The organism is Streptomyces millisiae (assembly GCF_031845425.1).
Lineage (GTDB): Bacteria > Actinomycetota > Actinomycetes > Streptomycetales > Streptomycetaceae > Streptomyces > Streptomyces millisiae.
In genome coordinates, this window is the sequence record NZ_JAVREM010000001.1 from 129,023 (window position 1) to 148,750 (window position 19,728).

Sequence of the window (19,728 nt, forward strand, 5' to 3'; positions counted from 1 at the left end):
CAGTAGCTTCCGATCCGTCGAGGGGGAACCATGGCACACACCGGGAAGCGCGTCAGGGCCGGCGGGCGTGGCGGGCGGGCCGGCCGGCGGCAGGGGACCGTGCCGGCCGCGCGCTGGCGGGAGGCGGCCGGCACGGTCGCGGTGGTCGCCGACGAGGCCGGCTTCGCGCTGCTGCGGCGCCGCTGCCCCACGCTGGGCTTCGCCGACCACGCCGGTTACCTGCGGGCGACCGAGGCGCTGCTGCGCTCGCTCGCCGGCCGCCACGGCCACACCAGCGTGGCGCTGTTCGACCCGGCCGCATTCGCCGACTACTGCGAGCGGGAGGGGCTGGCACCGGACAGCCCGGCCAGCCGCGCCCGGTACACGGCCGAGGTCGCCGCCCGCGGCGCCACCGTCCCGTACGCGGGCCAGCCGATGGACCGGCTGCTGCCCGAGCTGCGCGCCGAGCGGCACCGGCGGGACACCTGGGAGCTGGGCGGCGACCTGCTGGCCGCCGCCGGTGGCTGTGCCGACTGCGGGGCGCCGCAGGCGCGTTGCGCCTTCCGGCGGGCCGCCGGGCTGCTCGCCGAGGTGCTGGAGCGGGTCGGTCCCGGATCCCACCACCTGGTGGCCACCTCGTTGCCGGACACCGCCCCGCTGGCCGCCGCGCTGACGGTGGAGATCGGCGCCGGCGGCGAGCTGCGGGTGGCGGAGCCGGCGGCCCTGGCGCTGTGCACGGTGCTCGCCGTGTGCCTCGCCACGGGCGACCCCGGCGGTCTCGTCCTGCGCTCCACCCCGACCGGCCCCGGCCCGCAGGAGGTGCGTGGCTGGAGCCTGCGCGACCGCCGGGCCAGGCCCCTCACCGCGAGCGAGGTGTTCGCCGCCTACTGCACGGACGGCGCGACGGGGGAGCCGGTGCCCCCGGAGCCCGGCGTCTCCTACCTCGCCGCCCCCGAGCTGCCGCCCGCCGAGTGCCTCCGGTGGTAGGCGCTCCGTCACCCGCCGGCGAGCACGGCGCGGGCGGCCTCGCGGGCCGTCGCCGCGGTGTCGGCGGCGCGGGCCGCGGCGGCGGCCCGCTCGCAGTGGGCCAGCGTGTGCTTGGCCAGCGTCGCCCGCACATAGGGGATGGCCGCCGCCCCCATCGACAGGCTGGTGACGCCCAGCCCGGTCAGCACACAGGCCAGCAGCGGATCCGCGGCCGCCTCCCCACAGACGCCGCAGCTCCTGCCCTCGGCCTTGGCCGCCTCCGCGGCCAGCGCCACCAGGTCGAGCAGCGCGGGCTGCCAGGGGTCCTGCAACCGGGAGACGGCCCCGACCTGGCGGTCGGCGGCGAAGGTGTACTGCGCCAGGTCGTTGGTGCCCAGCGAGAGGAACTCGACCTCCTGCAACAGCGCCCTGGCCCGCAGCGCGGCGGCCGGGACCTCCACCATGGCGCCGGCCTTGGCGGCGAGCCCGGCCGCCCGACAGGCGTCGGCGAACGCCCGGGCGTCCTCCCGGTCGGCGACCATGGGGGCCATCACCTCCAGATAGACCGGCAGCCCCTCGGCGGCCCTGCCGAGCGCCCGCAACTGGGTCTCCAACACGGCGGGATGGGCCAGCAGCGCGCGCAACCCCCGCACGCCGAGCGCCGGGTTGGGCTCGTCGGCCGGGCTGAGGAACGGCAGGGGCTTGTCCGCGCCCGCGTCCAACACCCGCACCACCACCCGCGACTCGGGGAACGCCTCGAGCACCTGCCGGTACGCCGCCGTCTGTGCCTCCTCGGACGGTGCCGAGCCGCTCCCTTCCCCTTCGAGGAACAGGAACTCGGTGCGGAACAGACCGATCCCCTCGGCGCCCGCCCGGAGCGCGGCGGCGACGTCCGCCGGGCCGCCGATGTTGGCGAGCAGCGGCACCTTGTGGCCGTCCGCCGTGGCCCCCGGGCCGGTCACCGTGTCCAGCGCGGCCCTGCGGTCGGCCGCCGCCCTGGCCAGGGCGGCCCGCTCGGCGGCGCTCGGGTTAACCACCACCTCGCCCGTCGAGCCGTCCACCGCGATCACCGTGCCCTCGGAGATCTCCAGGGCACGCGGGAGCGCGACCACCGCGGGCACCCCGAGCGCGCGGGCCAGGATCGCGCTGTGGCTGGTCGGGCCGCCCTCCTCGGTGACGAAGCCGAGCACCAGCGAGGGGTCGAGCAGCGCCGTGTCCGCCGGGGCCAGATCCCTGGCGATCAGCACGAACGGGTCGTCGCTGTCCGGGACCCCCGGGATCGGCACCCCCAGCAGCCTGGCCACCACGCGGTTGCGCACGTCGTCGAGGTCCGCGACCCGCCCCGCCAGGTACTCGCCCGCGTCCGCCAGCAGCGCCCGGTAGGCGGCGAAGGCGTCGTAGACGGCGCGCTCGGCCGTGGAGCCCGCGGTGATCCGCCGCTCCACGTCACTCATCAGCTCGGGATCCTGGGCCATCAGGGCCTGCGCCTCCAGCACCGCCTGCGCCTCGCCGCCCGCCAGCGTGCCCCTGGCCGTCAGGTCGGCGGCCACCGCGGCCGCCGCCTGGCCGGCGCGCCCCAGCTCACGGGCCGTCTGCTCCGGCTCGATGCGGGCGTCGGGCGGCTCGACCGCCGCCGTGCCCATGTGCCGCACCTCGCCGATGGCCACGCCCTGGCTGACGCCGACCCCCTGCAGCCTGGTCTCCATCTCACCGCCTCGCAACGCTTCGCCGGTCCCGGCTCTCGTCGGGCCGCACATCACATAAAAGCCCACGTCGCCGCATTCGGCCCCTCCGGCCGCGCCGTCGGAACCGCCGGGTAGGGTTCTTCCGCACAGTAGGAGACACGGGGAACACGGGAGGCTTCCGGGTGGAGCTCCAGGATTCAGGCGTTCAGACCCACCGGATTCTCACCATCCCCAACATCCTCAGCATGGCCCGGCTGGCGGGGGTCCCCCTCTTCCTGTGGCTCGTGCTCTCCCCGGCCTTCGACGGCCCCAACCTCGACGGCTGGGCCCTGCTGGTGCTGGCCGCCAGTGGGGTGAGCGACTACCTCGACGGCAAGCTCGCCCGCCGCTGGAACCAGGTGAGCGCGCTCGGCCGCGTCCTCGACCCGGCCGCCGACCGCCTCTACATCCTGTCCACGCTGGTCGGCCTCACCTGGCGCGACATCCTGCCGATCTGGCTCACCGCACTCCTGCTCGCCCGCGAACTCATGTTGCTGGTCACGGTCTTCGTCCTCGACCGGCACGGATACGCCCCGCCCCAGGTCAACTACCTGGGCAAGGCGGCCACCCTCAATCTCATGTACGCCTTTCCGTTGCTGCTGCTCAGTGACGGAAGTAGCTGGGCGGCATCACTCGCTGCTATTTTCGGATGGGCGTTCGCCGGCTGGGGTACAGCGCTGTACTGGTGGGCAGGGATCCTCTACGTGGTCCAGGTCCGCCGCCTACTGAGGGCGAACCCCACGGCCGACTGAGCTCGCCCTGGCAGTGTCGCAGGGGCCTGGCGCCCGCACGTGCCGCTAATTCCGGGGAGCCACCCCGGGCCCGGGCCCCTCCAGACGGGTGCGGTCGGTGTGACTGTCGACTCCCCAAGGAGGACACTTCCGATATGAAGGCCGTCGTAATGGCTGGTGGCGAAGGCACCCGGCTTCGCCCCATGACCGCGAGCATGCCGAAACCGCTGCTGCCCGTGGCCAACCGCCCCATCATGGAGCACGTGCTCCGGCTCCTGAAGCGTCACGGGCTCACCGAAACCGTGGTCACGGTGCAGTTCCTCGCTTCTCTCGTGAAGAACTACTTCGGGGACGGTGAGGAGCTCGGGATGGACCTCACCTACGCCCACGAAGAAAAGCCACTGGGTACGGCCGGAAGTGTGAAGAACGCCGAGGAGGCGCTCCGCAGCGACTCCTTCCTGGTGATCTCGGGTGACGCGCTCACCGACTTCGACCTCACCGATCTGATCCGTTTTCACCGCGAGCGCGGCGCGCTCGTCACCGTATGCCTCACCCGCGTTCCCAACCCCCTGGAATTCGGCATCACCATCGTCGACGACGAGGGCCGCGTCGAACGCTTCCTGGAAAAGCCCACCTGGGGCCAGGTCTTCTCGGACACGGTCAACACCGGCATCTACGTGATGGAGCCCGAGGTTTTCGACTATGTCGAGGCCGATATCCCCGTGGACTGGTCGGGAGACGTCTTCCCCCGCCTGATGAAGGAGGGCAAGCCGATCTTCGGCTATGTCGCCGAGGGCTACTGGGAGGACGTCGGCACCCACGAGAGCTACGTGAAGGCCCAGGCCGACGTGCTCGAGGGCAAGGTGGACGTCGACATCGACGGCTTCGAGATCTCGCCCGGCGTGTGGATCGCCGAGGGCGCCGAGGTGCACCCCGACGCCAAGCTGCGCGGCCCGCTGTACGTCGGCGACTACGCCAAGATCGAGGCCGGCGCCGAGATCCGCGAACACACCGTCATCGGGTCCAACGTGGTCGTCAAGGCCGACGCCTTCCTGCACCGGGCGGTCGTCCACGACAACGTCTACATCGGCCCGCAGACCAACCTGCGCGGCTGCGTGATCGGCAAGAACACCGACGTGATGCGCGCCGCCAGGATCGAGGACGGCGCCGTCATCGGCGACGAGTGTCTGGTCGGCGAGGAGTCGATCGTCCAGGGCAACGTCCGGGTCTACCCGTTCAAGACCGTCGAGGCCGGCGCCTTCGTCAACACCTCGGTCATCTGGGAGTCGCGCGGCCAGGCCCAACTGTTCGGCGCCCGCGGCGTCTCCGGGATCCTCAACGTCGAGATCACCCCCGAGCTGGCCGTCCGGCTGGCCAGCGCCTACGCGACCACCCTCAAGAAGGGCTCCACGGTCACCACCGCCCGCGACCACTCCCGGGGCGCCAGGGCCCTGAAGCGCGCGGTGATCTCCGCGCTCCAGGCCAGCGCGATCGACGTCCGCGACCTGGAGAACGTGCCGCTGCCCGTGGCCCGGCAGCAGACCGCGCGCGGCAGCGCCGGCGGCGTGATGATCCGCACCACCCCCGGTGTGCCCGACTCCGTCGACATCATGTTCTTCGACGAGCGCGGCGCCGACCTCTCCCAGGCCGGCCAGCGCAAGCTGGACCGCGTCTACGCCCGCCAGGAGTACCGCCGGGCCTTCCCCGGCGAGATCGGCGACCTGCGCTTCCCGGCCAGCGTCTTCGACGCCTACACCGGCTCGGTGCTGCGGGCCGTCGACACCACCGGGGTCGAGGAGTCCGGGCTCAAGATCGTGGTCGACGCCGCCAACGGCAGCGCCGGCCTGGTGCTGCCCAGCCTGCTCGGCCGGCTGGGCGTCGACGCCCTCACCATCAACCCGGGGCTCAACGAGGCGCGGCCCACCGAGACCGCGGAGGCGAGACGGGCGGGTCTCGTTCGGCTCGGCGAGATCGTCTCCTCGGCCCGCGCCGCCTTCGGCGTCCGCTTCGACCCGGTCGGCGAGCGCCTGTCGCTGGTCGACGAGCGGGGCCGGATCATCGAGGACCAGCGGGCCCTGCTGGTGATGCTCGACCTGATCGCCGCCGAGCAGCGCAGCGGCCGGGTCGCGCTGCCGGTCACCACCACCCGCATCGCGGAGCAGGTCGCGGCGTACCACGGCACCCAGGTCGAGTGGACGACGACCTCGCCCGACGACCTGACCCGCGTCACCCACAAGGAGGGGTCGGTCTTCGGCGGCGACGGCCAGGGCGGCTTCATCGTGCCCGAGTTCTCCAGCGTGTTCGACGCCACGGCGGCCTTCGCGCGGCTGATCGGCCTGATCGCCCGCACCCAGCTGTCGCTCAGCCAGATCGACGCCCGCATCCCGCGCGCCCACGTCCTCAAGCGCGACGTGATCACCCCCTGGGCCATCAAGGGCCTGGTGATGCGTCGGGTCGTGGAGGCCGCCGGCGACAGATCGGTGGACACCACCGACGGCGTGCGGGTGGTCGAGCCCGACGGCAGGTGGGTCCTGGTGCTGCCGGACCCCGCGGAGGCCGTCACCCACCTGTGGGCCGAGGGGCCCGACGACGCGACGGCCTCCGAGCTGCTCGACGAGTGGTCGGTGATCGTGGACAGCGCCGAACGCTGAGCCGGGGCCGGCCGGCCGCCCCGTTTCGATCTCCGCGGGGGCGGCGTGCAATCATGCCCGCCATGCCACAGCAGGAGCCGGCGCCGCGCCGGCCGGTCCGCCCCGACGCCTCCATGTCGCTGCTGACCACCGTCATGGAGCACTCGCTCGACGCCGGGTACGCGCGGGCGGCGGCCAGGCGGCGCGCGGCGGACGGGGCCCGGCCGGCGCACGGCGCGCGCACCCTGCGCGGCCGCCTGTGGCTGGCCGCCGGGCTCGCGCTGGCCGCCGCCGTGGTCACCCTGGGCGCCGCCCACGCCAGGGACGCCGCCCCCACCGTCGCCAGGGAGCGCGAGGAGCTGCTGGAGCGGGTCGAGGCCGGCACGGACGGTCTCGACCGGCTCCAGGGGGACGTCGACGCGCTGCGTGCCGACGTGGCCGCCAGGCAGCGGGCCGCCCTGCCCGAGGACCACGCCGACCGGGCCGATCTCGTGGCCCTGCTCGCCGGGGCCACCGCCGTGTCGGGGCCCGGCGTCGAGCTCACCGTCGACGACGCGGAGGGCGCCGGCCAGGCGGCCTCGGGCGGCCCCGGGGACGGCGGCTTCGGTCAGGGCGGCCGGGTCCGCGACCGTGACCTCCAGTGGATCGTCAACGGCCTGTGGCAGGCCGGCGCCGAGGCCGTCTCCGTGAACGACCAGCGGCTCACCGCGCTCTCCGCGATCCGGGCCGCGGGCGACGCGGTGCTGGTGGACAACCGCCCGCTCGTCCCGCCCTACACCCTGCGCGCCGTCGGCGACGGGGACGAGCTGGCCGCCGCCTTCGCCGCCGGCCCCGCGGGCAGCTACCTCCGGGTCCTCGCCGACGACTACGGCATCCGCTCCGCCACCGAGGTCCGCGACGAACTGCGGCTGCCCGCCGCCCCCAGCCTGACCATACGTTCGGCCAGTCCCGTGGGCTCGGCCGGATCAGTGACCGAGTGAACGAGACCGACCAAACAGGAGAAGGTAACCCGCAGTGATCGCCGTTCTGGGGCTCGTCCTGGGAGTCGTGGCCGGAATACTCACCCGTCCCGTGGTGCCCACCGGCGTCGAACCGTACCTCCCGATCGCCGTGGTCGCCGCGCTCGACGCGGTGTTCGGCGGCGTCCGGGCGATGCTCGACGGGGTGTTCGACGACAAGGTCTTCGTGGTCTCCTTCCTGTCCAACGTCACGGTGGCCGCGCTGATCGTCTTCCTCGGCGACAAGCTGGGCGTCGGCGCCCAGCTCTCCACCGGCGTCGTGGTGGTCCTCGGGATCCGGATCTTCTCCAACACGGCGGCCATCCGCCGCCACGTCTTCGGGGCGTGAGGGCGATGAAGGACCCGCGGCAGGACCCACGGCAGGATCCGCGGCAGGAGCGGGAGCCGGCCGCCGCCGCGCCGGAGCCCGCGGGGCCGCGGGCGCTGCTCGACGCCCTGTGGCCGCCCCGCGTCACCCGAAGTCAACTGCTCGCCGCGGCGCTGCTCTTCGCCCTGGGGCTCGCCCTGGCCATCCAGGTGCGGGCCGCGAGCAGCGAGGAGACGGCGCTGCGCAACGCGCGCCCCGAGGACCTGGTCCGGATCCTCAGCGACCTGGAGGACCGCACCGCGCGCCTCGAGGACGAGCGGGCCGGTCTCGAGGAGCAGCGGTCCGACCTCGAGACCAGCTCCGACCAGGCCGAGGAGGCCCGCAGGCAGACCCTGGAGCGAGAGCGCCAGCTGGGCGTCCTGGCCGGCACCATGGCCGCCGAGGGGCCGGGGATCAGCCTGCGGATCAGCGATCCGCGGGGCGTCGTCGAGGCGGATATGCTGCTCGACGCGGTGCAGGAACTGCGTGCCGCCGGCGCCGAGGCGATCCAGATCAACGACGTGCGGATCGTGGCGGACACCTCCTTCGTGGACCACAACGGCGGGGTGCGCATCGACGGTGTGCCGGCCGGGGCGCCGTACCTGGTCTCGGCCATAGGCCGCCCGCAGGACCTGGAACCGGCGCTCAACATCCCCGGGGGAGTGGTGCAGTCCCTGGAGAACGAGGGGGTCGGTGTCACCATGGACCGCCCGGAGACCGTCGTGGTCGACGCCTTGCGGTCGGCCGAGCAGCCTGACTACGCTCAGTCGTCATCGTGACCTGAGACGGCGTCAGGGGGGCGGCGGCCCGGTGTGGCGCTCGGTGAGGGAAACTGAACGGAGGCCGTGGACGTTGTCACGACGTTCGAATCGGCCGGTGATAGAAAATGGACCGCCCCGTCCCACCGACGGGTCGGGCTACGTGCGAGGGGATCGCTGGTGAGTTTTTTCGCTCGTTTGTTCGGCAGGCGTCAGAGCGGCAGCCACAGTGCCGCGCGGGGCCGCGCCCGCCAGCATGGCGACACGCCAGCGTCGGCGTCCGGTGCCGAGCAGGGGCGCCCGTTGTTCCGTGACGAGGTCGCGGGGCCCGGCGGCATAGGCTCCCAGCCGGCAGCCGGTGGCGCGCCCTGCGGCCGTTGCGGCAGCCGCAACCCCGCGACCAGCCGGTTCTGCTCCAACTGCGGCAACGCGCTGCGCCCCGGGCTCGAGGGCTCCTCCGAGACCACGTCCACGATCTCCATCTCCGGGCTCGAGGCGTACGAGGCGGAGATCACGGGACAGCACCCGGCGCCCGCGCTCTCGGCCGAGGCCCAGGCGGCCGTCGACGCCCTCCCGGGCGGCTCGGCCCTGCTGATCGTCCGGCGCGGGCCGAACTCCGGCAGCCGCTTCCTGCTGGACGGCGACCTGACCACCGCCGGCCGTCACCCGCAGAGCGACATCTTCCTCGACGACGTGACGGTCTCCCGGCGCCACGTGGAGTTCCGGCGCCAGCCGGACGGCGCCTTCACGGTCAGTGACGTCGGCAGCCTCAACGGCACCTACGTCAACAGGGAGCCGATCGACTCCGTGGTGCTCACCAACGGTGACGAGGTGCAGATCGGCAAGTACCGGCTGGTTTTCTTCGTCGGAAGGCACGGATACTGACCGGCCGGGGGCGTGCGCGGGCGGCATGGTGGTGCTCGACTATCCAAATGCCCCGGGCACGGCCTAGGGTTGCTGTGTGAATCAGCTCGACGTCGTGGGCGTGCGGGTGGAAATGCCCAACAACCAGCCCATCGTGCTTCTCCGTGAAGTCGGCGGTGATCGCTATCTCCCGATCTGGATCGGACCGGGAGAGGCGACCGCCATCGCGTTCGCCCAGCAGGGCATGACCCCTGCCCGGCCGCTGACGCACGACCTCTTCAAGAACGTGCTCGAGGCGGTGGGGCAGGAGCTCAGCGCGGTGCGGATCACCGACCTGCGGGACGGGGTCTTCTATGCCGAGCTCGTGTTCGCCAGCGGGGTCGAGGTCAGCGCCCGCCCGTCCGACGCCATAGCCCTCGCGCTGCGCGTCGGTACGCCGATCTACGGCAGCGACGCGGTGCTCGACGACGCGGGGATCATCATCCCGGACGAGCAGGAGGACGAGGTGGAGAGGTTCCGCGAGTTCCTCGACCAGATCTCTCCGGAGGACTTCGGCACCAGCCAGTAGCGGCGCGTGGCGTTCGTTGACGCGCCGAGTGTGGATGCCTAGCTTCAATGGGGCATGTCTTGGGAGGAGCGCTGTGTGCGTGCTCATCGTGACAGCCGGTGAGCGACGAGGGCACAGTCGGGGCATGCGGAACGGAGGCCGGCGTGACAGGTAACGGCGACAGTAGAGCGGTCGGCGGGGTCTCCGCCCTCCCGGGCGCGCCGCCCAGGCCGGGGCTTCGGCACTCGGTGGCCCCCCAGGGGCGGGGGAGGACCGAGGAGCTCGGATATCGCGGCCCCAGCGCGTGCGCGGCCGCCGGGATCACCTATCGCCAGCTCGACTACTGGGCCCGCACGGGTCTGGTGCAGCCCAGCGTGCGCCCGGCGCACGGCTCGGGCAGCCAGCGGCTCTACAGCTTCCGGGACGTGCTGGTCCTCAAGATCGTCAAGCGGCTCCTGGACGCCGGCGTCTCGCTGGGGAGCATCAGGACCGCGGTCCAGGCGCTGCGCGCCGCCGACCTGGCCGAGCTCGCGGGGATGACCCTGATGAGCGACGGCGCCGCCGTCTACCGTTGCGCGTCGCCCGACGACCTGGCGGAGCTGCTGCGCGGCGGCCGGGGCGTCTTCGGCATCGCGGTGGGCGCCGTCTGGGGGGACGTGGAGAGCGCGCTCGCCCAGCTGCAGGCCGAGCGGGTGGACACCGGGGAGGCCGTGCCGGCCGAGCACCCGGGGGACGAGCTCGCCCGCCGCCGCAACCGCGCCTGACCCGCCCGCCAGGCCCTGACTGTCGGTGCCCTGCGGCACCATCGGAACCGTGAGAGGCCAGCCCAGCATCCTGCACCTCGACATGGACGCCTTCTACGCCTCGGTGGAGCAGGCGGCCAAGCCGAGCCTGCGGGGCAAACCGGTGATCGTGGGTGGCCTCGGCCCACGCGGCGTGGTCGCCACCGCCTCCTACGAGGCCAGGCGCTTCGGGGTGCACTCGGCGATGCCGATGGGACAGGCCCGCCGGCTCTCGCCGCACGCGGCCTTCCTGGTGCCCAGGTTCGCCGTCTACCGGGAGATCAGCGAGCGCGTCATGGCCCTGCTCGGCGAGCTCTCGCCGCTCGTCGAGCCGCTGAGCCTGGACGAGGCCTTCGTCGACCTGGCGGCCGGCCCCGCCCCGCCCACCTCGTCCGCCGCCGCCCGCCGCGCCGGCGAGGGGCTGCGCGCCCGGATCCGGGCCGCCACCGGGCTCACCGGCTCCGTGGGCCTCGCTGGCTCCAAGATGCTCGCCAAGATCGCCTCCGAGCAGGCCAAGCCCGACGGCCTGCTGCTGATCGAGCCGGGCACCGAGCGGGAGCTGCTCGCCCCGATGCCGGTGCGCACCCTGCCGGGGGTCGGCCCGGCCACCGCGGAGACGCTGCGCCGCGCCGGCCTCGCCACCGTCGGGGACGCGGCCGAGGCGGGCGAGGCCGAGCTGCTGCGCCTGCTCGGCAGGGCACACGGCCACGCGGTGCACGCGATGGCGCTCGGCCTGGACGACCGCGCCGTGGTGCCCGACCGGGACGCCAAGTCCATCTCCGTGGAGGACACCTTCGACACCGACGTCACGGACCGGGCCAGGATCAGGTTCGAGGTGGCGCGGCTCGCCGAGCGTTGCGTGGGGCGGCTGCGCTCGGCGGCCAGATCGGGCCGCACCGTGGTGCTGAAGGTCAGACGGTACGACTTCACCACCCTGACCCGCTCCGAGACGTTGCGCGGCCCGACGGACGACCCGGTGGTGATCGCGGAGGCGGCGGGGAGGCTGCTGGAGGGCGTGGACACCACGGAGGGCGTGCGGCTGCTCGGCGTGGGCGTCAGCGGCCTGGCCGACTTCACCCAGGAGGACCTGTTCGCGCAGGCGACCCCGGCGGAGCCGGCCGCGGGGGCGCCCGCGGTGCCCCTCGCCGAGGAGCCGGTCGAGCGGCGCTGGCTCCCGGGCCTCGACGTGACCCACGCCCGGCACGGTCCCGGCTGGATCCAGGGCAGCGGGGTCGGCCGGGTCACGGTCCGCTTCGAGCGCCCCGGTTCACCGCCCGGCCGTGCTCGAACGTTTCGCCTCGACGATCCGGAGCTCACCCACTCGGATCCGTTGCCCCTGGTCACCGACGCGGACGCCGAGGCGGGCACCGCCCGGGGGCCTCGCTAGGTCCCGTCCTCCTGCGGCACGTCGAGGCCGTAGTGGTGGTAGAGCTGCAACTCCTGCTCGGGGGAGAGGTGGCGGCCGACCCCGAAGTCGGGCGCGTCCCTGATCAGCGAGCGGTCGAACGGCACCCGCAACGTGTCGCCGACCACCTCGCTCGGCTCCAGGGGGACGAACGCGTCCCGGCTGAAGATCCCGGTCCGCACGGCCGCCCACTCCGGAGCCCCGGTCGCGTCGTCGAGGTAGACCTCGTCCACGGTGCCGATCTTGGTGCCTTCGCGGTCGAAGGCCTTGCGGCCGATCAGGCTGCGTGGGTCGATGTCGATCTGCATGCTTCCTCCCGCTGCTCCCCGCACCTCCGGAACCCATCCGGAAAGGGAACGCCACCTCCTACGAAAGGGCACAAACCGGCGGTCGGCCAGTCGAGCGCCGGGCGGCCGCACGGGACGTACGGGCCAGGACGTCCGCTGGTAGGCTCGAAGGCGGTTGACGACCCCGCGCGGGAGAGTCCCGCCGTCGAGCGGACGGCGGGCGCCGAAGGAGCAAATCCTCCCCGGAATCTCTCAGGCCCACGTACCGCGCGAGCGAAACCACTCTGGAAAGCAGGGCGACCCGGTCGTCCTCACCGACGGTGCAAGCCGGGCACGCAGGTGCCGGGCGAAGCTCTCAGGTCCGGGCGACACGGCCGGATGACAGAGGGGGAGGCCGGTCGGGCAGCGCCGCCCGAACCCCCGAGGTCGCCGCGACCAGGAGGAGCCTCCACCCATGACCGTCCCCCGCACCCCGCTCACCGAACTCGAGCGTGGCACCCCGTTCGCCGCCCGGCACATCGGTCCCGACGCCGCCGACCAGGCCAAGATGCTGGCCCAGGTCGGCTTCGGCTCGCTGGACGAGCTGACCGCCGCCGCCGTCCCCGAGGCCATCCGCAGCGTCGGCGCGCTCCGCCTGCCGGACGCCGGGAGCGAGGCCGAGGTCCTCGCCGAGCTGCGCGCGCTGGCCGAGCGCAACAGCGTGCGGCGCTCGATGATCGGCCTCGGCTACCACGGCACCTTCACCCCGCCGGTGATCCTCCGCAACGTCCTGGAGAACCCGGCCTGGTACACCGCCTACACGCCGTACCAGCCGGAGATCTCCCAGGGCCGTCTCGAGGCGCTGCTCAACTTCCAGACCGTCGTCGCGGACCTCACCGGGCTGCCCACGGCCGGCGCCTCGCTGCTCGACGAGGGCACCGCGGCCGCCGAGGCGATGGCCCTGGCCCGCCGGGTCGGCAAGGTCAGGGACGGCGTCTTCCTCGTCGACGCCGACTGCCTGCCACAGACCGTCGCCGTCGTGCGCACCAGGGCGGAACCCACCGGCGTCGAGGTGGTGGTCGCCGACCTCGACGACGGCATCCCGGCGGAGCTCGCCGAGCGCGGGGTGTTCGGCGTGCTGCTCCAGTACCCGGGGGCCTCCGGCGCCGTGCGCGACCACCGGGCGCTGATCGAACGGGCGCACCAGCTGGGCGCCGTGGTCACCGTCGCGGCCGACCTGCTGGCCCTCACCCTGCTCACCTCGCCCGGCGACCTGGGCGCCGACATCGCCGTCGGCACCAGCCAGCGTTTCGGCGTGCCCATGGGCTTCGGCGGTCCGCACGCCGGCTACATGGCCGTCCGCGACGCCTACGCCCGCAGCCTGCCGGGCCGTCTGGTGGGCGTCTCGCGGGACGCGGACGGCCGGCCCGCCTACCGGCTCGCGCTCCAGACCAGGGAGCAGCACATCCGCCGCGAGAAGGCCACCAGCAACATCTGCACCGCCCAGGTGCTGCTGGCCGTGATGGCCGGCATGTACGCGGTCTACCACGGCCCCGAGGGGCTCGCCGCGATCGCCCGGCGCACCCACCGGTACGCCGCGCTGCTGGCCGCCGGGCTGCGCGCCGGCGGCGTGGCGATCACGCACGACGCCTTCTTCGACACGGTCACCGCCCGGGTGCCGGGACGGGCCGCCGAGATCGCGGCGGCCGCCCGCGCGGCCGGGGTCAACCTGCGCGAGACCGACGCCGACCACCTCGGCATCGCCTGCGACGAGACCACGACCCGGGCCGATCTGGCCGCCGTCTGGGGCGCCTTCGGGGTGCCCGCGGACGCCACGGACATCGAGTCGCTGGACGCGACCACCCCGGACGCCCTGCCGCAGGCGCTGCTGCGCGGGGACGACTACCTCACCCACCCGGTCTTCCACGAGCACCGCTCCGAGACCGCGATGCTGCGCTACCTGCGCCGGCTCGCCGACCGCGACTACGCGCTCGACCGCGGCATGATCCCGCTGGGCTCCTGCACCATGAAGCTCAACGCCACCGCGGAGATGGAGCCCGTCACCTGGCCGGAGTTCGCCGAACTGCACCCGTTCGCGCCCGCCGAGCAGGCCGCCGGCTATCTGACCCTGATCCGGGAGCTCGAGGACCGGCTGGCCGAGATCACCGGTTACGACCGGGTCTCGCTGCAGCCGAACGCGGGCTCCCAGGGCGAGTTGGCCGGACTGCTCGCGGTGCGCGCGTACCACCGCGCCAACGGCCAGCCCGGGCGCACCGTCTGCCTGATCCCCTCCTCGGCGCACGGCACCAACGCGGCGAGTGCCGTGATGGCCGGCATGCGGGTGGTGGTCGTCGCCACCGGCGAGAACGGCGACGTGGACGCGGCCGACCTGCGGGCCAAGATCGAGGCGCACCGTGACGAGTTGGCCGTGCTCATGGTCACCTACCCGTCCACGCACGGCGTGTTCGAGGAGGACATCGCGGCCATCTGCGCCGCGGTCCACGAGGCCGGTGGGCAGGTCTACGTCGACGGCGCCAACCTCAACGCGCTGGTCGGCCTCGCCAAGCCGGGGCACTTCGGCGCCGACGTCTCGCACCTCAACCTGCACAAGACCTTCTGCATCCCGCACGGCGGCGGCGGCCCGGGCGTCGGTCCGGTCGCCGTCCGCGCCCACCTGGCGCCCTACCTCCCCGGCCACCCGCTCCAGCCGGCCGCCGGGCCCGAGGGCGGCGGCATCGGCCCGATCGCGGCCGCCCCCTGGGGCTCCGCCGGCATCCTGCCGATCTCCTGGGCCTATCTGCGGCTGATGGGCGCCGAGGGGCTGCGCCGCGCCACCCAGGTCGCCGTGCTCGGCGCCAACTACGTCGCCAAGCGCCTGGAGCCGCACTACCCGGTGCTCTACACGGGCCCGGGCGGCCTGGTGGCGCACGAGTGCATCATCGACGTCCGGCCGCTGACCAAGGCCACCGGCGTCACCGTGGACGACATCGCCAAGCGGCTCATCGACCATGGCTTCCACGCGCCGACCATGTCGTTCCCGGTAGCCGGCACGCTGATGATCGAGCCCACCGAGAGCGAGGACCTGGCCGAACTCGACCGGTTCTGCGAGGCGATGATCGCCATCCGCGCCGAGATCGACCGGGTCGGGGCGGGGGAGTGGCCGAAGGACGACAACCCGCTGCGCAACGCCCCGCACACCGCCCAGCAGTTGGCCGGCGACTGGCCCCACCCGTACTCGCGGGCCGAGGCCGCGTACCCCGCCGACGGCGGCCAGCGTGACAAGTACTGGCCGCCGGTGCGCCGCATCGACGGCGCCTTCGGCGACCGCAACCTGGTCTGCTCCTGCCCGCCGGTCGCGGAGTACGCGGGCTGACGCTGACTCAACGACACCGCCGGGTTCCGTCGATACGACGGCCCCACCGGGGACTCCCCGGTGGGGCCGTCGTGTCACGAACGGGGTGACCGCGAGGGTCAGTCGATGACCTCGTAGATGTTGAACCTCTCCCAGGAGCCGGACGGCTCGGCGGAGCGGGCGCGCAGCAGGTACTGGAGGGTGCCACCGTAGCTGTTCTCCATGGCGACCCACTGGCCGTTCAGCGTCGACCGGATCGCGAACTCAAGGCTGTCGGGGTCCTGGAACAGCTCGAACCGCTCCCAGCCCCCGACGCTCGCCGAGCGGGCGCGCAGCATGTTCTGCCGCTCGCCCGTGAGGTTCCTCTCGACCGCGACGTAGAGGCCGTTGGCCCGCGACCGCATCGCGAACGTGCCGGTGGCATCGTCCCAGACGAAGTCGAACTCCTCCCACGCTCCGAAGACGCCCTGGGAACGGGCGCGCAGCAGGCCGGTGTTCGGGGCCGGGTAGCTCATCTCCGTGGCGACGAAGTTCCAGTTGCGGACCGACTCGATGGCCAGGCGCTCCTCGACGACCACGTCCTGGGCGGTGAACCCGGAGTCCACCCGCCCCGCCGGCGCGGCCAGCGTGGACCCGGCCAGGACCTCCGCCAGCTCGGCCTCGCTGTCGATCCGCTCCCACCCCTCCGACACGGCGGCGGGCGTCGCGACCGGCGAGGCCGCGGTGGCCGTGGTCGGCGCGCCCAGTGCGAAGGCGGCCAGCAGGCCGCCCGTACATGCCATGACTGCGATCGTGCGTCTCACGTTCATCCCTCTGTCAGTCACGGACTGGTCACCATTCCCCCCGCCCGTGAGCACCAAGTCGAACTCCTGGTGGAATTCTGGGACATGACGTGATCACCGTCGCGCCGCCTTCGACGTGTTCACCTGTCTGTCGACGTGTCTTCCCCCTCTCGTCGCCAGCCGGTCGCGCTGCCATCGCTGGCGCGGTGGTGGTGTGGACCGACTCGGCCGGCGACCGGCCGCCCCCGGGGGCGGCCGGTCGGTCTCTGCTCGCGGGGGGCTGAAGGACGGTTCTGGCGTCGTGCCCCCCCCGGCCGCGTGACGAGCCGCTAGCTCGCCAGGCCCAGCGGTGCCACCCGGCTGGTCACGAGCGGCAACAGCGCGTCCGTGCGCACCGGGCGGTCGGCCGCGATGCCGGGCGGCGCCGGCGCGAGCGGCACCAGCAGGTCGTCCGGCAGCGGGTCGCCGGCGGTCGGCTCGGCCTCCAGGTCGGCGTGCAGCCAGAGCGTCAACATGTACAGCTCGGGGATGGAGAGCAACCTGGGCTGGTACGGCGTCGGCAGGGCCTCGGCCAGCCGCACGGCCCGCTCGGTCGACGCGATGAACGGTCCCTCGAGGAAGTGGGAGAACTCCCAACCGTCCGCCGTGAACGCGGTCTCGGCCGCACCCACGGTCCGGCCGTCACGCTCCAGCAGGAAGCGCCAGCCGGTCAGCCCGGCACGCGGCGGCTCGGTGAGCGAGGAGACCGGCGTCAACCGGTGCAGGGGTAGCGGGAGCACCAGCCGGGGAGGCTCCCCGAGGAGGTGTGCTGGCACCGGGGTCCGTGCGGTGCCCGGGTGCAGCGCGGTGCGGACGGACTGCTCGGCCGTGGCCGGGGCCGAGGGGATACGCAGGGGCATGATGGGTCGCCTCTCGCTTTGGAGTAGGTCGCCTCTGGAATAGGAGACACGCCATCAGCTATTTTATACCGGGCATGTTCTCCCCGTGTTTCGGCTAGCCGCCCCCGGATGTTTCGGCAAGGGGGAAATCGGACTCCGCCGAGCAGGTTCGACCGCCGAATATTCCGGAGGAATATGCCGGATTCCGCCCCGGGGGCCCCGTCGGTCCTGGTTCCCCGGCCCGTGGCGTGGGCAGGATCGTGGCACCGCTCGACGGAGGAGGTGCCCCCATGGGGGAGAAGTTCGTCGCCGACCGCTTCGACCTGGCTGCCCGTCAGGAGTACCGCGCCAGGCTGAACGACTGCCTGACGGCGTTGGCGAGGATGCTGCGCGAGGAGCGCTTCGACGGGCCGCGCGACCTGATCGGCCTCGAGGTCGAACTGTCCATGGCGGATTCCGGCGGTTCGCCGCGAATGGTGAACGACGAAGTCCTCGCCCGAATGGCCACCAACGATTTCCAGTCGGAGCTCGGGCAATTCACCATCGAGCTCAATATGCCACCGCGTCGACTCGTCGGCAGGGTCTTCGACGATCTGGCCGAAGAACTGCGCATCGCGATCGGCTATGCCGACCGAATGGCCGGCGAATTCGGCGCGGGCCTCGTGCTCACCGGGGTGCTGCCGACCATCACCCCGGAGGAGGTGGCCCCGGGGTCCCTGTCGCCGGGCGACCGCTACACCCTCCTCAACGACCAGATCCTGGCCGCCAGGGGCGAGGCCATCCTGCTCGACATCGCCGGCGCCGAGAGCCTGACCCACTCCTTCGACTCGATCGCCGCCGAGGCGGCCTGCACCTCCGTCCAGTTCCACCTCCAGGTCACCCCCGACCGGTTCGCCGACACCTGGAACGCCGCCCAGGCCACCACCGCCGCGCAGATCGCCGTCGGCGCCAACTCGCCCTTCGTCTTCGGCCACGAGCTCTGGCAGGAGTCGCGCCCCCAGCTCTTCCTCCAGGCCACCGACAGCCGCCCACCGGAGCTCGCCGCGCAGGGCGTGCGCCCGCGCGCCTGGTTCGGCGAGCGCTGGATCGACTCCGTGCTCGACCTGTTCGAGGAGAACATCCGCTACTACCCGGCGCTGCTCCCGCTCCGCGACGAGGAGGACCCGCTCGCCGTCCTCGACGCCGGCGGAGTGCCCAGGCTCGGCGAGCTGACGCTGCACAACGGCACCGTCTACCGCTGGAACCGGCCGGTGTACGACGTGGCCGACGGCGTGCCGCACCTGCGCGTGGAGAACCGCGTGCTCTCCACCGGGCCCACGGTCACCGACGTGGTCGCCAACGCCGCCTTCTACTACGGCCTGGTGCGCGCGCTCGCGGACCAGCGGGAACCGGTGTGGCGGCGGCTGCCGTTCGCCGCCGCCGAGGCGAACTTCCAGGCGGCCTGCCGGCACGGCATCGACGCCGAGTTCACCTGGCCGACCGAGGACGGCGCCGCCCTGGTCAGGCAGCCCGCCCACCGGCTGATAGGCGAGCGGCTGCTGCCGCTCGCCGACCAGGGGCTGGAGGCCGCCGGCGTGGCGGCGCCCGACCGTGAGCAGTACCTCTCCGTCATCGCGGAGCGGTGCCGGCGTCGGGTCACCGGCGCGGGCTGGCAGACTCGGACCTACCACCAACTGGTGGCCAGTGGAGCTGACCGGTCGACCGCGCTGCGCGAGCTCGTCCGGCGATACTGCGATCTGGCGCGCACGGACGCCCCCGTGCACAGCTGGCCGGCCGGCGTCTGAGCCGCCGGCGGCGGCCCGGGCCGGCGTCCGCGGCGCCGGACGGGAGGCCAAGTGGCGTTGAAGCCGGACGGCGAGGGCACGGCGATCCAGGCGCCGGCGACCGGGGCCGGTGCGGGGCTCGGCCGGCGCGTGGCGCGGGACGAGCTGCTGCTGGTGCTCGCGCTCTCGCTCGGTGCCAGCGCGGTGAGCGCGCTGATCAGCTTCACCGGGGTGCTGACCCGCCCCGGCGGCCTCGGCGACCACGCCGCCAACCTGAACTCCTCCCGCGCCCCCGACCGGCCCTGGCTCGACCTCGCCTGGCAGCTGTTCGGCATCGCCACCGCGCTGGTGCCGGTGCTCCTCGTGGCGCACCTCCTCTCCCGAGAGGGCGGCTTCCGACCGGGCTCCGGACTGCGGGTCATCGGCTTCGACGCCGCCCGGCCACGCTTCGACCTGGCCTGGGGGGCCGTGGTGGCGGCCGGCATCGGCGGCTCGGGGCTGATGCTCTACCTCGGCGCGCACGCGGCCGGCGCCAGCCTCACCGTCGTACCCGAGTCGCTGCCCGAGGTCTGGTGGAAGTTCCCGGTCCTGATCCTCTCCGCGATCCAGAACTCCGTCGTGGAGGAGGTGATCGTGCTGGGCTTCCTGCTGCTGCGACTCGAGCGGCTCGGCTGGTCGCCTACCGGGGCGCTGGTCGGCAGCGCGGTGCTGCGCGGCACCTACCACCTGTACCAGGGGATCGGCGGCTTCTTCGGCAATGTCGCGATGGGCGTGATCTTCGTCTGGCTGTACCGGCGGTGGGGGCGGGTGATGCCGCTGGTGGTGGCCCACGCGCTGATCGACATCGTGGCCTTCGTCGGCTACGCGCTGCTCGCCGGCCGGGTGGACTGGCTGCCCACGGCGTAGCCGGGCCCGGGCGGGCCCGGCCACGCCGTA

Annotated in this window: 17 protein-coding genes and 1 riboswitch; of the genes, 13 read left to right on the top strand and 4 right to left on the bottom strand. The window is 73.3% G+C overall.

All coding sequences use genetic code 11. The features are described from left to right. Positions 1 to 30 precede the first annotated feature (30 nt). Positions 31 to 966, top strand: coding sequence for a hypothetical protein (locus tag RNC47_RS00550; protein WP_311594551.1), 936 nt, complete (start codon positions 31 to 33; stop codon positions 964 to 966). Between the two features lie 8 nt (positions 967 to 974). Here RNC47_RS00550 and ptsP read toward each other — a convergent pair whose 3' ends face one another. After that, a complete protein-coding gene (gene ptsP / locus RNC47_RS00555) occupies positions 975 to 2,651 on the bottom strand; it encodes a phosphoenolpyruvate--protein phosphotransferase (protein ID WP_311594552.1) in 1,677 nt (558 codons plus the stop codon). A 161-nt stretch (positions 2,652 to 2,812) separates the two neighbouring features. On the opposite strand from ptsP, the gene RNC47_RS00560 reads away from it, so the two are divergent. The 9 genes from RNC47_RS00560 (at position 2,813) to RNC47_RS00600 (ending at position 11,733) form a co-directional block, all read left to right on the top strand. Continuing rightward, positions 2,813 to 3,421 (top strand): CDP-alcohol phosphatidyltransferase family protein, encoded by a 609-nt coding sequence (locus tag RNC47_RS00560; RefSeq protein WP_311594553.1) that lies wholly within the window; start codon positions 2,813 to 2,815, stop codon positions 3,419 to 3,421. Positions 3,422 to 3,555: 134 nt separating this feature from the next. Next, on the top strand, positions 3,556 to 6,051 hold the full coding sequence (locus RNC47_RS00565; protein WP_311594554.1) for a mannose-1-phosphate guanyltransferase: 2,496 nt from the start codon (positions 3,556 to 3,558) through the stop codon (positions 6,049 to 6,051). A 62-nt stretch (positions 6,052 to 6,113) separates the two neighbouring features. Then, positions 6,114 to 7,010, top strand: coding sequence for a DUF881 domain-containing protein (locus RNC47_RS00570; protein ID WP_311594555.1), 897 nt, complete (start codon positions 6,114 to 6,116; stop codon positions 7,008 to 7,010). A gap of 34 nt (positions 7,011 to 7,044) precedes the next feature. Then, positions 7,045 to 7,377, top strand: a complete 333-nt coding sequence (locus RNC47_RS00575) for a small basic family protein (RefSeq protein WP_311594556.1) — start codon at positions 7,045 to 7,047, stop codon at positions 7,375 to 7,377. A 5-nt stretch (positions 7,378 to 7,382) separates the two neighbouring features. Beyond that, entirely contained in the window at positions 7,383 to 8,174 is a 792-nt protein-coding gene (locus tag RNC47_RS00580) for a DUF881 domain-containing protein (protein WP_311594557.1), read from the top strand. 282 nt (positions 8,175 to 8,456) lie between these two features. Further along, the gene (locus RNC47_RS00585; RefSeq protein WP_311594558.1) at positions 8,457 to 9,038 is read left to right on the top strand and encodes an FHA domain-containing protein; all 582 of its coding nucleotides are present in this window, start codon (positions 8,457 to 8,459) and stop codon (positions 9,036 to 9,038) included. 76 nt (positions 9,039 to 9,114) lie between these two features. Further along, entirely contained in the window at positions 9,115 to 9,585 is a 471-nt protein-coding gene (locus RNC47_RS00590; protein ID WP_132818669.1) for a bifunctional nuclease family protein, read from the top strand. Positions 9,586 to 9,728: 143 nt separating this feature from the next. Further along, positions 9,729 to 10,328 carry a MerR family transcriptional regulator gene (locus tag RNC47_RS00595; RefSeq protein ID WP_387091889.1) on the top strand — a complete coding sequence of 200 codons (600 nt, stop codon included), beginning with the start codon at positions 9,729 to 9,731 and terminating at the stop codon, positions 10,326 to 10,328. Between the two features lie 49 nt (positions 10,329 to 10,377). Further along, on the top strand, positions 10,378 to 11,733 hold the full coding sequence (locus RNC47_RS00600; RefSeq protein WP_311594559.1) for a DNA polymerase IV: 1,356 nt from the start codon (positions 10,378 to 10,380) through the stop codon (positions 11,731 to 11,733). Here RNC47_RS00600 and RNC47_RS00605 read toward each other — a convergent pair. Next, entirely contained in the window at positions 11,730 to 12,059 is a 330-nt protein-coding gene (locus RNC47_RS00605; protein ID WP_311594560.1) for a PRC-barrel domain-containing protein, read from the bottom strand. The genes RNC47_RS00600 and RNC47_RS00605 overlap by 4 nt on opposite strands. Before the next feature lie 158 nt (positions 12,060 to 12,217). Then, positions 12,218 to 12,316, top strand: a riboswitch (glycine riboswitch). A 176-nt stretch (positions 12,317 to 12,492) separates the two neighbouring features. On the opposite strand from RNC47_RS00605, the gene gcvP reads away from it, so the two are divergent. Then, positions 12,493 to 15,390, top strand: a complete 2,898-nt coding sequence (gene gcvP / locus RNC47_RS00610) for an aminomethyl-transferring glycine dehydrogenase (RefSeq protein ID WP_311594561.1) — start codon at positions 12,493 to 12,495, stop codon at positions 15,388 to 15,390. Positions 15,391 to 15,488: 98 nt separating this feature from the next. Here gcvP and RNC47_RS00615 read toward each other — a convergent pair whose 3' ends face one another. Both RNC47_RS00615 and RNC47_RS00620 read right to left on the bottom strand, forming a co-directional pair. Continuing rightward, positions 15,489 to 16,151 carry a fascin domain-containing protein gene (locus tag RNC47_RS00615; RefSeq protein WP_311594562.1) on the bottom strand — a complete coding sequence of 221 codons (663 nt, stop codon included), beginning with the start codon at positions 16,149 to 16,151 and terminating at the stop codon, positions 15,489 to 15,491. Positions 16,152 to 16,480: 329 nt separating this feature from the next. After that, a complete protein-coding gene (locus RNC47_RS00620) occupies positions 16,481 to 17,050 on the bottom strand; it encodes a hypothetical protein (protein ID WP_311594563.1) in 570 nt (189 codons plus the stop codon). A 269-nt stretch (positions 17,051 to 17,319) separates the two neighbouring features. Here RNC47_RS00620 and RNC47_RS00625 point away from each other — a divergent pair, with 269 nt between their 5' ends. Both RNC47_RS00625 and RNC47_RS00630 read left to right on the top strand, forming a co-directional pair. Further along, positions 17,320 to 18,813 carry a glutamate-cysteine ligase family protein gene (locus RNC47_RS00625; protein WP_311594564.1) on the top strand — a complete coding sequence of 498 codons (1,494 nt, stop codon included), beginning with the start codon at positions 17,320 to 17,322 and terminating at the stop codon, positions 18,811 to 18,813. Between the two features lie 57 nt (positions 18,814 to 18,870). Next, positions 18,871 to 19,698, top strand: a complete 828-nt coding sequence (locus RNC47_RS00630) for a CPBP family intramembrane glutamic endopeptidase (RefSeq protein ID WP_394814686.1) — start codon at positions 18,871 to 18,873, stop codon at positions 19,696 to 19,698. Positions 19,699 to 19,728: the final 30 nt, after the last annotated feature.

Bases quoted from the DNA above. Each gene is read 5' to 3' on its own strand.
- gcvP (WP_311594561.1), top strand. From the start codon at position 12,493: ATGACCGTCCCCCGCACCCCGCTCACCGAACTCGAGCGTGGCACCCCG.
- RNC47_RS00615 (WP_311594562.1), bottom strand. From the start codon at position 16,151: ATGGCATGTACGGGCGGCCTGCTGGCCGCCTTCGCACTGGGCGCGCCG.
- RNC47_RS00625 (WP_311594564.1), top strand. From the start codon at position 17,320: ATGGGGGAGAAGTTCGTCGCCGACCGCTTCGACCTGGCTGCCCGTCAG.
- RNC47_RS00620 (WP_311594563.1), bottom strand. From the start codon at position 17,050: ATGCCCCTGCGTATCCCCTCGGCCCCGGCCACGGCCGAGCAGTCCGTC.
- ptsP (WP_311594552.1), bottom strand. From the start codon at position 2,651: ATGGAGACCAGGCTGCAGGGGGTCGGCGTCAGCCAGGGCGTGGCCATC.
- RNC47_RS00550 (WP_311594551.1), top strand. From the start codon at position 31: ATGGCACACACCGGGAAGCGCGTCAGGGCCGGCGGGCGTGGCGGGCGG.
- RNC47_RS00570 (WP_311594555.1), top strand. From the start codon at position 6,114: ATGCCACAGCAGGAGCCGGCGCCGCGCCGGCCGGTCCGCCCCGACGCC.
- RNC47_RS00565 (WP_311594554.1), top strand. From the start codon at position 3,556: ATGAAGGCCGTCGTAATGGCTGGTGGCGAAGGCACCCGGCTTCGCCCC.
- RNC47_RS00580 (WP_311594557.1), top strand. From the start codon at position 7,383: ATGAAGGACCCGCGGCAGGACCCACGGCAGGATCCGCGGCAGGAGCGG.
- RNC47_RS00605 (WP_311594560.1), bottom strand. From the start codon at position 12,059: ATGCAGATCGACATCGACCCACGCAGCCTGATCGGCCGCAAGGCCTTC.